This window comes from Paenibacillus sp. JJ1683, from assembly GCF_053006485.1.
Genome location: NZ_CM129820.1, coordinates 2,524,741 through 2,538,793 on the forward strand (window position 1 = coordinate 2,524,741; position 14,053 = coordinate 2,538,793).

Annotated in this window: 12 protein-coding genes; 11 read left to right on the forward strand and 1 reads right to left on the reverse strand. The window is 46.0% G+C overall.

From position 1 onward, the window contains the following. The first annotated feature begins 34 nt into the window (after positions 1 to 34). Entirely contained in the window at positions 35 to 358 is a 324-nt protein-coding gene (locus ACUC6J_RS11165) for an MGMT family protein (protein WP_016818470.1), read from the forward strand. 181 nt (positions 359 to 539) lie between these two features. On the opposite strand, the gene ACUC6J_RS11170 is transcribed toward ACUC6J_RS11165, so the two are convergent. Then, entirely contained in the window at positions 540 to 728 is a 189-nt protein-coding gene (locus ACUC6J_RS11170; RefSeq protein WP_019687137.1) for a hypothetical protein, read from the reverse strand. A 318-nt stretch (positions 729 to 1,046) separates the two neighbouring features. Between ACUC6J_RS11170 and ACUC6J_RS11175 the strand changes: the two genes are divergently transcribed. The 10 genes from ACUC6J_RS11175 to ACUC6J_RS11220 all read left to right on the forward strand — a co-directional run bounded on the left by ACUC6J_RS11175 (position 1,047) and on the right by ACUC6J_RS11220 (position 14,002). After that, on the forward strand, positions 1,047 to 2,210 hold the full coding sequence (locus ACUC6J_RS11175) for a TolC family protein (protein ID WP_025364767.1): 1,164 nt from the start codon (positions 1,047 to 1,049) through the stop codon (positions 2,208 to 2,210). Between the two features lie 13 nt (positions 2,211 to 2,223). Then, positions 2,224 to 3,681 (forward strand): efflux RND transporter periplasmic adaptor subunit, encoded by a 1,458-nt coding sequence (locus tag ACUC6J_RS11180; RefSeq protein ID WP_025364768.1) that lies wholly within the window; start codon positions 2,224 to 2,226, stop codon positions 3,679 to 3,681. Between the two features lie 6 nt (positions 3,682 to 3,687). Beyond that, on the forward strand, positions 3,688 to 4,407 hold the full coding sequence (locus ACUC6J_RS11185) for an ABC transporter ATP-binding protein (RefSeq protein WP_016818473.1): 720 nt from the start codon (positions 3,688 to 3,690) through the stop codon (positions 4,405 to 4,407). Continuing rightward, on the forward strand, positions 4,404 to 5,615 hold the full coding sequence (locus tag ACUC6J_RS11190; RefSeq protein ID WP_017428484.1) for an ABC transporter permease: 1,212 nt from the start codon (positions 4,404 to 4,406) through the stop codon (positions 5,613 to 5,615). The genes ACUC6J_RS11185 and ACUC6J_RS11190 overlap by 4 nt, the downstream gene beginning before the upstream one ends. 239 nt (positions 5,616 to 5,854) lie before the next feature. Beyond that, entirely contained in the window at positions 5,855 to 6,469 is a 615-nt protein-coding gene (locus ACUC6J_RS11195) for a helix-turn-helix transcriptional regulator (protein ID WP_223822107.1), read from the forward strand. A 13-nt stretch (positions 6,470 to 6,482) separates the two neighbouring features. Then, positions 6,483 to 7,286, forward strand: a complete 804-nt coding sequence (locus ACUC6J_RS11200) for a pyruvate, water dikinase regulatory protein (RefSeq protein ID WP_447250202.1) — start codon at positions 6,483 to 6,485, stop codon at positions 7,284 to 7,286. 218 nt (positions 7,287 to 7,504) lie between these two features. Further along, the gene (glpX, locus tag ACUC6J_RS11205; protein ID WP_044786629.1) at positions 7,505 to 8,482 is read left to right on the forward strand and encodes a class II fructose-bisphosphatase; all 978 of its coding nucleotides are present in this window, start codon (positions 7,505 to 7,507) and stop codon (positions 8,480 to 8,482) included. A gap of 813 nt (positions 8,483 to 9,295) precedes the next feature. Further along, complete coding sequence (locus tag ACUC6J_RS11210) at positions 9,296 to 10,120, forward strand: thioesterase II family protein (RefSeq protein ID WP_102997329.1); 825 nt, start codon at positions 9,296 to 9,298, stop codon at positions 10,118 to 10,120. Between the two features lie 212 nt (positions 10,121 to 10,332). Further along, on the forward strand, positions 10,333 to 12,162 hold the full coding sequence (locus ACUC6J_RS11215) for an ABC transporter ATP-binding protein (RefSeq protein WP_447250203.1): 1,830 nt from the start codon (positions 10,333 to 10,335) through the stop codon (positions 12,160 to 12,162). Continuing rightward, positions 12,137 to 14,002 carry an ABC transporter ATP-binding protein gene (locus tag ACUC6J_RS11220; protein ID WP_447250204.1) on the forward strand — a complete coding sequence of 622 codons (1,866 nt, stop codon included), beginning with the start codon at positions 12,137 to 12,139 and terminating at the stop codon, positions 14,000 to 14,002. Before ACUC6J_RS11215 ends, ACUC6J_RS11220 begins: the two co-directional genes overlap by 26 nt. The last annotated feature ends 51 nt before the right edge of the window (positions 14,003 to 14,053 follow it).

Genomic DNA, 14,053 nt, shown 5'->3' on the forward strand with positions numbered 1-14,053 from the left:
GAAAAAAGCAATAGTAATGCGGAGGAATTAGAACATGCAGCCTTTCACTGCCCGAGTGCTTCAGATTATATTGCTGATCCCTGAGGGAAAAGTAATGACTTATGGTCAAATTGCGGCAGAGGCCGGAAGCCCAAGAGGTGCTAGACAGGTGGTGCGAATTTTGCATACACTGAGCCAAAAACATCGACTTCCATGGCATAGAGTAGTCAACCGCTTGGGAGAGATTGCTTTGCAGGAGGATGAGTCCGCATCCCTGCAGCGCCTGTACTTGGAAGAGGAGGGCATACAGTTTAATGCAAACGGACGTATCCCGCTGGATCAATATCTATATCATCCGCAGACGGAGATGGAAGAATAGGCGAGGAACGAGCAAAGGTGGCATTGTTTTTGAGACACAATACAACACTAGTCTGAATCCTCGCCAAAAAGAGACGGGACAAATCATAGTTTTGATTTGTCCCGTCTCTTTTTAAACTGGCGTATCATGTAGATTAACGAAGGGGGGTATTCATATATAGCACTAGATTTCCCAGTTAAGCTTATCCAATCAGATGCTGCTGGTCACGCTGGGCAAGGTGAAAAGAAATACTGTTCATTAGCGGTATATCATTATTTTTTCGGGCTTCCCGAATGAGTTGTTTCTTTTTTTGATCTGATTCGCGTAGAAAGCGAGTCATCCATAAATCAGACGGTTCGTTAGTAGTTGTCATGCGAGATTCTTTTATCATCTATTAACCCTCCTAGTGAGCGGCTGTTATTCTTTCTCTAGTATATGTTCCAAACCTTAATAGATGCTGTTAGTTTCCTTAAAATTAGCTGAAATTTAGGTAAAGTTCAGGTAAAAACAGATTAAATCTATGTCTGGTGGGGTGTAAAGTAGTTTACAACGAGTAATCTGGCAGCAAAGGTTACAAAAATGTATTGTTTTGACACCTTGTACCAACATAAACCTAAAAGTACAATTAGATTGCGAAGAATTCGTGGAAATTTATGTCGAAAAGAATGGAAAAGATTCGAAGATGCACCGAAAGGGGAGAAATTCATTTATGAAGCAAAAAGCGGCTGCCGTGCTGCTTGTATTGTCCTTTTCTACAGGCTTGGTCACCACTGTACAGGCTGACAGTCCATCAGGAAGCATGTCAGCAAATATGTCAGTTAATTCATCTGCTACGGCTACGTCAAAGACATCATCCGTAACGGGACAGGCTCTACCTCCATTAACGCTTAAGCAGGCAGTGGAATGGGCACAGACGAACAGCTACAATACGCGTACCGCCGAGCGGGATGTAGAGCGCCGTAGACTTGAACTGAAAAATGCCGAAAAGGAGCTGGGTAATTCACCTATCGATTATATAGACAATGAGTATGTTGATAATGAAACGTCCTGGAGGAATTACAGTTCCTCGACACTATCCTATCTAGCCAGCAAAAAGCAGGCGCAATATGCCAAAGACCAGATTTATTTTAATGTAATGAAAAGCTACCAAAGTGTGTTTGTAGCAGAGAATCAGGTGAAAAATGATCTGGAGGCGCTTGAAATCGCCCAAGCGGAGGAAAAGATTGCACTTGCCAAATTTGCGCGAGGCAAGTTGTCTGAATATGCGAAAAACGAGAGTACACAGGCCAGAGTCCAGGCGGAGCAAGCAGTCGAGCAGGGAAAAATTGCGTTGCAAAAATCCAGGGATGCTCTGAACTTCCTCATGGGACAGCCTAACGGAACAGCCTATGAAATGGTGGATCGACCCGTGTACAAGGAACCGAAGAAGCTGGATATTGAATTACATATACAACAGCTGACAGACATGAATCCGAATTTATGGAAGCTGGAGGATAGTATCAAAACTTCGGAACTCAATGTGAGATATTTTGATTTTAATAACGGTGCAGGTGCTTACGATCTAGCTAAAATGGATGTTGATACAGCTAAGGAGGAGCTCGCCAAAGGTCAAAAGGATTTTGCTGAATCACTCCGCAATTTGTATGCCACGGTTAAGGAAAACCAAAAGAAATACGTACAACTGGAAGAAAGCTTGCGTACAGCAAAAGAAGCCTTGGAGTTATCACACAAAAAGTGGGCCAGAGGTCTAATTATTGAGATGGAATTGAAAAACAACCAGTTGAAAGTAAACCAGATTGAACGGCAAATGGAAGAGCTGGCGATCGAGTTGGATCAAAATGAGTATACGTTGAACAAGCCATGGAGCACATAGGGAGGAAAAGGCGTTGGCAGAAACGGTTTTAAATGATGCTTTAATCAAGCTACGGAGAAAACGGAGAAAAAAGTGGATCTGGACTGCGATTTTTTTGCTGGTTGTAGGCGGAGGCGGAGCAGCAGTATATCTGAATATGCCCAAAGAGCAGGCAGCACCTGTAGTTCAGGACGAGACGTTTAAAGTAGAGCGCGGCGATGTGAGCGAGAAGCTGGACACGTCCGGCACCGTGCAAGCATCCAAGGAAGTGAAGCTGAACTTTACGAGTGCAGGCGATAACAAGCTGGCTGCGGTGAACGTGAAAGCCGGGGACAAGGTCAAAAAAGGGCAAGTGCTGGCGCTTCTGGACAGTTCAGAAATTAAAATGCAAATACAAAGTGCGTCTGATTCTTTGGAAATATCCAAATCCAAACTGGCTGAATTGGAGAAGGGTCCGAAGGCGGAGGATATTGAAATTCAGAAAACAAATGTACTTCGGGCCAAAATGGCTGTCGATACAGCGCAAGAATCATTTGAGCTGGAAGAAGCCGAAAGTCAGAAGAAAGCTTCCAAAAAGCAGTTGGAGCAGGCACGGAAGGCATATGAAGACCAAAAGTTTTTACACGATGCCGGGGCAGTATCCAATAGTGAATTGGAGCAGGCTGAGCAAGCATTGGATAAAGCACAAACGGACTATGATAATCTAGATTTACAGTTCCGCAAAATTATGTCGCAAAAACGTCGCACCATTTCAGAGGCTGAAATTGGCTACCGTGCTGCAATGGCTGAGCTTCACAAGACTCAGGTTCCGGCTGATGCATCGAGTATTCAATCCTCACGGATAGAGGTTCGAAGACTGGCAACTGAGTTGGAGCAGAAAAAAAATGAGTTAAACAAGCTTCAGGTCACGGCGCCGTGGGACGGAGTGATTTTAAAGGTGAACGGGGATGTAGGGACCAGTCCGACGGCTCCATTTATTGTAATGAATAACTCGGATTCCAACGACCTTAAGGTAGTTGTGAAGGTAAGTCAGACCGACATTGTCAAGGTCAAAAAGGGGCTTACGGCTGTGTTGACGACCAATGCATATCCGGGTGAATCGTTTCCAGGCAAGGTGCAATTTGTCTCACCGGAAGCCTCTACGGATGAAGGGATGACGACGTATTTGATGGAGATGTCTGTACATGACCCGAAAGGTAAGCTAAAAACAGGCATGATTATGAATGTGGCCGTCATTTTGGGAGTACACAAAAATGTACTGTTCGTTCCTGCGACTGCACTGAGATCCGAAGGAGGCCAGGATGGCGTGTATGTTTCTGCTAACGCTGCGAATCCCGGGGCACGCACATTTAAGCCCGTAGAACTCGGATTTTACACGCCAGATCGAGTAGAGCTTAAGTCCGGTGTTAAGGAGGGTGACACGATTGTTGTGCCAGCCCCTGAGCCTCCGCCAGATCCTTCCGCGATGGGCGGCATGCAGGGAGGCTTTTAAACAGGCATGAGATATGTTATTCAGATAGAGGGTTTGAAAAAAGTGTACCATGTCGGAGATCAAGAAATTCATGCTCTGCGTGAGGTTCAACTTGATATTGCTGACGGTGATTTTGTTGCGATTATGGGACCGTCTGGATCAGGCAAGTCCACGATGATGAATGTTATCGGCTGTCTGGATTTACCTACGTCAGGACAATTTTATTTGGATGGATATTCGATCTTAGATGCCCGCGAGGATGAACTGGCTATTATACGTAATCAGAAAATCGGATTTGTATTTCAAAAATTCCATTTGCTTCCGCGATCAACAGCTTTGGAGAATGTGGAACTGCCTATGATCTATGCGGGAGTTTCTGCCAAGGAGCGTCGTTTGCGGGCCATGGATGCCCTCACAAGTGTAGGTCTAGGCGACCGGATGAATAACAGGCCAAACGAATTGTCAGGCGGTCAGCAGCAACGGGTATCTATTGCACGGGCACTTGTGAACAATCCGGTTATTCTCTTGGCGGATGAACCGACAGGAGCTTTGGACTCCAAAACAAGTGTGGAAATCATGGGGATTTTTCAGCGTCTGAACGATCAGGGGAAAACGGTTGTACTGGTTACTCATGATCAGGAGGTTGCGGAATACGCCAAGCGTCTGATTCATTTTCGAGATGGGCGGATTGAAAAGGATCAGCCTGTTGAGAAACGAAGAATGGCGGCAGAGGAAGTGAAGGCATGAAATTTCAGGAAATTATTCGTGTATCGCTCAATAGTTTGCGAACCAATATGCTGCGATCCTTGCTGACCATGGTGGGCATTATTATCGGAGTGGCCGCCGTGATTGCGATTGTAGCCATCGGTAAAGGATCAACCGCTACAATTACATCGCAGATCAATAGTATGGGAAATAATCTGCTGATGATCTATCCTTATGCTCCCTATGATGGGTCCAGCTCCATGTCGTTCAATCAGACGAAAGGAATATCTCTGGAGGATATCGAGGCGCTAGAGCAGCAAAAAGCAGTCGCAGAGGTAGCACCAAGTGCGATGACCAGTGCAGATATTACGTGGAGTCGCAATAAGGTCAGCGGGCAAATTGAGGGGACTTCGCTGGCATTTGTCCATGTGAGAAAGCTGTCGCTAGCTCAGGGCAGGTCGTTTACTCACTATGAAGTGGATAAACGGATGAATGTGGCTGTGCTGGGGAGTGATGCAGCCCGTAATATTTTTGGCCCGGATGCCTCCAGGGCAGTCGGTGAGACCATCATGATCAAGCAGTTGCCTTTTAAGGTGGTTGGTGTGCTGACCAATTCCAATTCCAATATGAGCAACAGCGGGCAGCAGGTATATGTACCGATTACAACTGGAATGGAACGGCTGGGCAATATGAGCATTCAGCAGGTGAATGCCTCTGCAACAACGGAGGACAGGATTGATCAGGCAAGTGCTGAAATCCGGCAGGTGCTGCGTGCCAGACATGAGCTAAAGCCATCAGAGGGCGATGATTTTCAAATCATGACCCAGACGGAAATCTTAAAAACAGTGTCTGGGGTTGACCGGGTTATGAATATGCTGCTGATCGGTGTAGCTGCAATTGCGCTCGGTGTTGGCGGTGTTGGTATTATGAATATTATGCTGGTGTCCGTCACGGAGCGTACGAGGGAGATCGGAATTCGCAAAGCGATTGGTGCGCAGCGCAGTGATATTATGCTGCAGTTTGTGGCTGAGGCTGTTTTTCTTAGTCTAATGGGTGGACTAGTCGGTGTAATGGTGGGTCTTGGGGGTGCAAAGCTGCTTGAGAAATTCGTCCAAATGCCGATTGTGTATTCGATAGAGCCAGTGTTGTACTCTTTTCTGTGCTGCATGGGAGTCGGCGTACTGTTTGGAGTATATCCGGCGCGCAAGGCTTCGAAGCTGCGTCCGATTGATGCTTTAAGATACGAATAGGAAAGCGGGTGCTTTGCCTTACTCGAAAGAGGGGGGATAAAGCACCCGTTTTTTGAATGGAATAAGTGTTTTAAATGATAAAAAAACATGAATAACCACTTTAATTTTATATATGTGATGTTTTATATGCTTTTTTTAGGTTGATTTATTATTATATATGACGTATTATATTCAATATCAGATCGCAAGCAAAAAAAGGAGGGGCGTTCATCATCGACCTTACGGCAAGACAAGTAGAAATTTTAAACATCGTACAAAAGCATGCCCCGATAACGGGTGACCAGATTGCGGAAATGCTTAATCTCAGTAAGGCGACCATTCGGACCGACCTATCCAAATTGGGCATTCTGAATTACATAGATGCTAAGCCCAAGGTCGGTTATTTTGTTGGAAAGCGGGGCACGCCGAACCGGGAGGAAAAATTCCGGCTTTTGCAAATGAAAGTCGGTGATCTTCACGGGGTTCCAGTCATCGTACGTGAAACAACCACAATTCAGGAAGCTGTCGTAGCTCTATTTTTGGAAAATGTGAGCAATTTGATCGTCACCGATGAAGACGGAGATTTGGCAGGGGTGGCTTCCCGCAAGGATTTACTCAAGGTAACGTTAGGCAATCCCAATGCAGCAACCATTCCTGTCAGTCTTGTGATGACCCGGCAGGCGAATGTGGTCACTGTTTCCCCAGAGGATACCGTACTAGAGGCAGCACGCAAAATTATTGCTCGTCAAATCGACAGCCTGCCTGTCGTCGTCCCTTCGGATTCTGACAAACCAGGAGAGCACTGGAAAGTCGTGGGACGTATTACAAAAACAAATATTATTAAAATGTTGCTCGATATGGTAGCAGAGGATTAATGGGAGGAATCGAATGGTTCAGGCGAGCAGTCATTTTATAGCGATCTGTTCAGACTCGATTGGCGAGACGGCAGAAGCTGTCGTACAGGCGACCATGCGCCAATTTGAGTTACCAGACACAGAGATCAAAAGATTTATGAACGTGAGGGATGAAGACGAGCTGAGTCGGGTAATGGAGGAAGTTGCCGAGCGTAAAGGCTTTGTAGCTTATACGCTGGTACAGCCGGAATTGAGAGAGGCGATGAAAGAAGAGGCTGTTCGGCTGAATGTGCGGGCTGTCGATATTATGGGACCGATGATGCAGGCGTTTGCCGATACGTTTCATAACGATCCCAAAGAGAAGCCAGGTCTACTGCACCGACTGGACGACAACTATTTTCGGCGTGTAGAGGCACTGGATTTTGCAGTTCAATACGATGATGGCAAAGATGTGAGCGCTATTCTCAAAGCAGATATAGTATTGCTTGGAGTGTCTCGTATTTCCAAAACTCCTTTATCCATGTTTCTCGCACATAAAGGTTATAAAACAGTCAACATTCCGATTGTACCGGAGCTTACACCGCCTGTTCAGTTGAAGGATGTTCAGCATGGCCGAGTATTCGGATTGACGATCCAGCCGGAGCTGCTGTTGAAAATACGCAGTGAACGATTAAAGGTTATGGGGCTTCCTAATAATGTGCAATATGCCACAGCGACAAGGGTGGAAGAGGAAATCGCGTATGCGCAGTCTTTGTTTAAAGAGCTGAATTGTCCGGTCATTGATGTTACAGATAAAGCCATTGAAGAGACAGCAGGCTTGATTATCAGAATGTTATAGAAGCGAAACAACTTAGAAGCAGCGCTTATAAAGAAAATATGAATTACGGGATACAGGAGTGTAAATATAAAAGGCAGCAAAGCTGCTCTAAAGATAAGGATCGGCCGTAGGTTATAGGAGATTATATAAAGATATAAATAAAATGGCAGCAAAGCTGCCCTGAAAATATTTATTTGCCTGTAGGTAATATCATTTTTAGGAGAGGTGGAGGGATAGGTATGGAGAGTCAAATGGCATTGGAATTCGTTCGGGTAACAGAGGCAGCGGCACTGCAATCGGCACAATGGACAGGGCGTGGAGATAAGAATAGCGCGGACGAGGCGGCAACAGTAGCCATTCGTACTCATTTTAATGCGGTATCCATGGACGGCACGGTCGTGATTGGCGAAGGCGAAATGGATGAGGCTCCCATGCTGTATATCGGGGAGAGAGTAGGCAATCGCAGAGGGCCAGCCATGGACATTGCTGTTGATCCTCTCGAAGGGACGGAAACGGTGGCGAACGGTTTGAATAACGCACTGTCGGTCATTGCTGCTGCACCTCGTGGTAGTCTACTACACGCTCCGGATATGTACATGCAAAAATTAGCTGTTGGTCCGGCATTGGCTGGAAAGCTGTCACTAGAGGACACGATCCCGACTACACTGTCAAAAGCAGCGCGCATACTGGGGAAACCCTTGTCCGATCTTACGGTGTCCATTCTGGATCGTGCACGGCATGCCGGGATCATTCAGCTTCTGCGGGAAAGCGGCGTTCGGATCAAGCTGCTTGGTCATGGGGATGTGATGGGTGCAATTGAAACCTGCCTGGACAGCGGTGTAGATTTGCATATCGGCTCTGGCGGCGCTCCTGAGGGTGTATTGGCCGCGGCCGCGCTGAAATGCATGGGCGGAGAAATACAGGGCCGCTTGCTGCCTCATGGAGAAGAAGAGATTGCACGTTGCAAACGCATGGGTATTACTGATCCAGGGGCGTTGCTGTCGATGGAGGACATGGTCGGACGCCAAGGCGTGATGTTTGTCGCTACAGGCGTGACGCCTGGTGAGTGGTTGCAGGGGGTTCGTTCTCTGCCTGGTCACAGAGCTGAAACCCATTCAGTTGTAATGCATTCAGATACAAAAACGATTCGTTTCGTGCGAAGTATTCATCATACTGCTGATTCTTCCGGTACGCTCGCGGCAGCGGCATCCTCTTGAAATTTGAAGTCAAGACTTCCCTCGCTGGTGAATTCAATCATAATAAACTTATAAAACAGCAAGTCTCTGACTAAAGGGAGACTTGCTGTTTGCTGTTACTGTTTTTGGGGGATGAAAGAGTAAAATCAAGGATATAAATTTCTAAAAAACAGGTACTTATGAAGTAAAATTGAAAAGTTTCTATTAGGCTTGAAAAGAAAAAAACATAGCTTTGGAAGCGAAAAAATCAATTCGAACTAATTTTTTTAGACGAAGAGTCAAAAAAAATTATGCATAATATAGTTCTTTAGAACTACTTAAAAACCCGGTTTATTAAAAATTTAAAGAGTTATTAATTTTGGTTTGTGTGTGCTTGTTTTAAATTAGTTCCATTATATAGGAGGTTGAAGGTGGACGCGGAAAAAGGCGGAATTTGTCGGATGATATCAGGTTGAATTTGTTACATTTATGTTAATGGCATGTAAAGATAAAATTGTTATAGGATAAGGGGTTTGGGCGTAATTGTAAATCATAATGATTTTAGTTTTACAATGTTCGTGAAAATGTGAAATTATGTTTTAGGCTAGATTTACAGATCATGATGGGCAGATAATGAGCGAAAAAGTCAAATTGTTGTTTTTGTAGTTTGGAAACAAATAGCATAATATGGATTTTGTTTTATTTTTATGAAGTCTAGTAATTTAGCCCTTTTGTCCCGTGTCAAGCCGTTTTAAAGTTTGTATATTTAAAAAAGCTAGAAAGTGTTGGAAGAAAAAAAGAGATATAAGGATTTACTGTAAAATTATGAACTGCATAGAGGATGGAGGAATTCATATGACGACTCGATCACAATCTTGGTTCGCTAAAACAGAGGCCCAACCGGCTGCGAAGCTCCAACTATTCTGCTTCCCCTACGCCGGTGGTGGTGCTTACATATTTAACTCTTGGAAGTCCAGACTCGCGCCTGATATTACTGTGTTGCCAATACAACTCCCTGGACGTGAGAGCCGCTCCATTGAAGCTCCAATGGAAACCCTTCAAGACATCGTCCAATCGTTGGTTCCCGCTATGGCTCCATACATACATAAGCCATTTGCCTTTTTTGGGCACAGTATGGGGGCACTGATCGCATTTGAAACAGCGCGGCAGTTGTACAGCAAAGCTGGAAAACTACCTGTGCATATCATCGTATCTGGTAAATCCGCTCCTCAACTTCCATACTCCAAGAAACGGCTCCATAATTTAGCAGACGATTCTTTCACCGAAGAGCTTCGTTTGATGCAGGGCACCCCCGAAGAGGTGCTGCAAAATGCAGAATTGATGCAAATTATTATGCCTCGTCTGCGTGCAGATTTTAAGGTATGTGAAACTTATGTTTATCAGCCGGGAGATCCACTGGCATGCCCGATGACGGTTTTAGGGGGAACGAGGGATTTTGAGGTTAGCACAGATTCACTTCGTGCCTGGCAGCAGCATACGATGTCACCTATGGATGTCCGGATGTTCGAAGGCAATCACTTTTTCATCCATGAACAAGAGCAAGAGGTTATGAGCGCAGTCGAGGACATTCTCTCCGCATCCTCGCCGATGGCCCACGCTGCGGCAGCTCATACAACTTACAACACAAGCACTCCACAACCACGATTCAGGCAGAGTTGAATGTCCCACACATCACGATACACTTCGTTATCACCATCTCAGCAATAACCGATAAAACCACCCACCATGATGCATTTTCCAGCGTAGATTAAAATCCAATTTTTCTGTACAGGCCCTCATCATTTCAGACACAGAGTTTACTTCAATGACGTCCATCGCCAATCTAAAAAGTTCGCACTGCTAAAGTGTGGCAATGAAAAAGAGGGATACCTTTGTTTCGATCAAATTCTGCTTTTCGGAGACTCACACGTTATATAAAGCCTTATAATCTTTGGGTTTTTATAGCCGTGATTTCCTCCTTGTGTTTGGCAGCTATTGACATTATTTTGGGTAAGGCCATAGAGCAAATGGCACAGGGAACATTCTCCTCCACCCAGAACATGATCTATCTAGTTGTTGGTATGACGGTAATTGGAATGCCTTGTAAGTTTGTGATGAGGTACGCTTCGGCACGTTTTAGTGTTAGTGCCCTGCGCGACTTGAGAGGCGATCTCGTACATAAGTTTTATGATTTACCTGTTTCCAGCGTGGAGAGCAAGTTCACCGGAGATTTGGTATCCCGTCTAACAAACAATACGGCGCTGTTGCAGAACTTTTTTATCCAGCAGTTTGCTAATCTGTTTTATTTGCCACTTGTGTTTACGGCATCCTTAACGTTGCTTTTACTGACAAGCTGGAAACTGGTTTTGGCAAGTCTTGCGCTTATGCCTGTAGGAATGATCATAACCTCACTGATGAGCAAGCCAATTGAGAAATACTCCAAGGAGCTTCAGGAGAAAATTGCTCATTTGAACGCGGTGGGACAGGATGCGATCGGAGGAATTCCTATCGTCAAGGCATTTAATATGCAGGCTGTGCTGTTGAAGAAGTATATGGTGATTACGGAGGAGGTCGTCAAGCGCGGATTGCGGCTAGAAAAACGCTATGCGTTCATAACTCCAGTAGGTGTGATGATGCTGGCAACACCGATTATTTTGGTCATTGTGTACGGTGGATATTTGATTCAACAAGGTGAGTTGAATGCTGGTGGCATTGTCCTTTTTTTATATCTTATTTCGTTCATATTGCAGCCTGTTGCCATGCTGCCGACGATCATTTCGCAAATGAAGGAAGCGGGGGGAGCAGCGAAGCATTTGTTTGAGGTGCTGGATTGGCCAGATGAGCGGCAAGACGGGAAAATCACTTCAATAAGCCAAGATCTCAAGGAAGACGATGCAGAAAGCAAGGACGACATTCCTGTAGTCAGCTTTGAGCATTTAACCTTTGGCTACAACGAAGGGAACACGGTGCTGAAGGAGATTAGCTTCCAGGTAGGACAAGGAGAAACGGTAGCGATTGTTGGGGCCAGCGGTGGCGGTAAAAGCACAATCTTCAAGCTGCTTTGCGGATTTAATGAACCTGGAGAGCATGCCGGAACCGTTCAATTGTTTGGTAAGAATTTAACAGATTGGAACCTAACAAGCCTGCGTAGCCATATTTCGATGGTATCTCAGGAACCGTCGCTTTTTCCGGCCACTATTGCAGAAAATATCGGATATGGACGTCTGGAGGCGACCCGGAAAGAAATTGTCGAGGCGGCGAAAGCGGCACATGCGCATGACTTTATTGTTCAGCTACCCGAGGGCTATGAAACTCTGTTGAGCGAACGGGGAGGCGGATTGTCTGGAGGACAAAAGCAGCGTATTTCTATAGCAAGAGCATTGCTGAAAAATGCTCCGCTGCTTCTACTGGACGAGCCGACTTCAGCACTCGATAGCCAGTCGGAGGCTCAGGTACAGATTGCAATGAATGCAGCAATGCAAAACCGGACGGTACTGGTCATAGCTCATCGACTGTCAACTGTACGCCAGGCGAACCGCATTATCGTACTTGATCAGGGGAGCATTGTGGAATCGGGTACACATGAGGAATTACTAGGCCGTGAAGGTGTGTACCGAAAGCTGTATTTGCAAAATTTTGAAGGACAGCAAACGGAGGAAAACGGGTATTCACTGCCTGAGGAAAGGAGTGAGCGTCGTGACCTTCAAGCAGGGGTTTTATGAATTTAAGCAATTGATGTCCCTGATGAAGCCGCATCGAAAATGGTATTTTACGGGGTTGGTTGGCAACAGTCTGACCAATGCCAGCATCACAATTTTGCTTTCTTTTGTGGTGCATTATTTGCTGAATTTTGCGGTTAATGGCGATGTACAGGAGCTGTACCGAGCGGTCTATTTGGTCAGCGGCACATTTTTGGCGTTAAGTCTTATTTCCCCAGTGTGCAGCTATATGTATAAACGATGTGTCAAGCTCGCAATTGCCGATGTACGAATGAAACTATTCGGTCATGTTGTCAAGCTATCGTATGAAAAAGCCGAAAAACACCATTCGGGTAATCTTGTTTCCCGCATGACAAACGATGTCCAAACGCTGGAGCAGGCTTACACCGTTCATATTCGCTCGATTATACTGGAAACTTCGCTTTTCTTAGGCTCACTAGTCATTCTGATGGTGCTGGATTGGCGATTTGGGATTATGGCGGTTCTACTAGGACTGGCTTCAGCCTGGATAAATGCTCATTTTGCGAAGAAAATGCGACAGACGAGTGAAGAATTACAGGGACGGATGAGCAGGTTCACGGAACGATTGAGTGATTTGCTTTCTGGTTTACAGACGGTGAAGTTATTTGGGTTAAGGACAAAAGTGGGTGGACTTTGCAACGATGCAAGCGAGGACATAAATCGCATCAGTATCCGACAGGGACGTCATATGGGACTGCAGGATATGTGTAATTTTGTTATTGAATTTATTACGCTGGGCGGTGTGCTTGTTGCTGGATTGATCTTGGTTTCGCAGAAGCAAATGGAGCTCGGAGTTTTGGGACAGATTGTGCAGCTGCAAACGGGTATTTCAACGGTATTTTTGGAGCTGGGGGCAGCTGTATCCCTGTTACAAAACTCTTTGGCAGGCTTGGCGCGTATCCGCGAAATCTTGAATGAGTCGAAGGAAGAGGAACAGTTCCCCGCGGCGAAACAGAAGGAATCAGTAACCGGGCTTATCGATCCAGAGGTGTCAGCTTCATCAGCCCGTGAACCTAAGGAATCCTATGACGGTGTCGAGACTGTGGATTCAGATCTCTCTATTGAACAGACTGTTGCTGCGCTGGAGCTGCACAATATCACCTTTGGTTATCAGCCAGACCGTCCAACGCTGCGAAGATTGAACTTAGTCGTGCCAGAAGGGCAGGTAACCGCGATTGTCGGTCCGAGTGGTGGTGGGAAAAGCACCGTGATGAAGTTGTTGCTGGGATTTTACCCACCGGATGTAGGTGTGCTGCGGGTTCGCGGCCGCTTGGCAGAAGAATTTCGGTTGAATGAGGTTAGGGATTTAATGGCCTATGTACCACAGGAGGCTACACTGTTCCACGGTACAGTAGCAGACAATATCCGCTTCGGCTCACCGGATGCCACGGATAAGGAAGTAGAGGCTGCGGCCAAAACAGCCTATGCCAGCGGCTTCATAGCTGAGCTTCCGGAGGGGTATGACACGATTGTCGGTGAACGCGGAGCCAATTTGTCCGGGGGTCAAAGACAGCGAATCGCGATTGCCCGTGCTCTGCTCAAAAATGCGCCGATTTTGCTGCTGGATGAAGCCACCTCGGCCCTGGATGCAGAGTCGGAATATGAAGTTCAGCAGGGCTTAGATGAGCTGATGAAGGATCGTACGACATTAGTTATTGCCCATCGATTGTCTACGATTGAGAGGGCGGATACGATCTGTGTTCTTGCCGATGGCGAGCTCAAAGAACAGGGAACTCATGACCAGCTCCTTGCTGAGGGTGGTCATTATGCGGAGCTATATGAGCTTCAGTTTCGAAAGCATCCAGAGGAACAAACCGCATAAATATGCGAATTTTCTTTTTACCAAATATCTATTTTGCGAGGAGAGAGACGG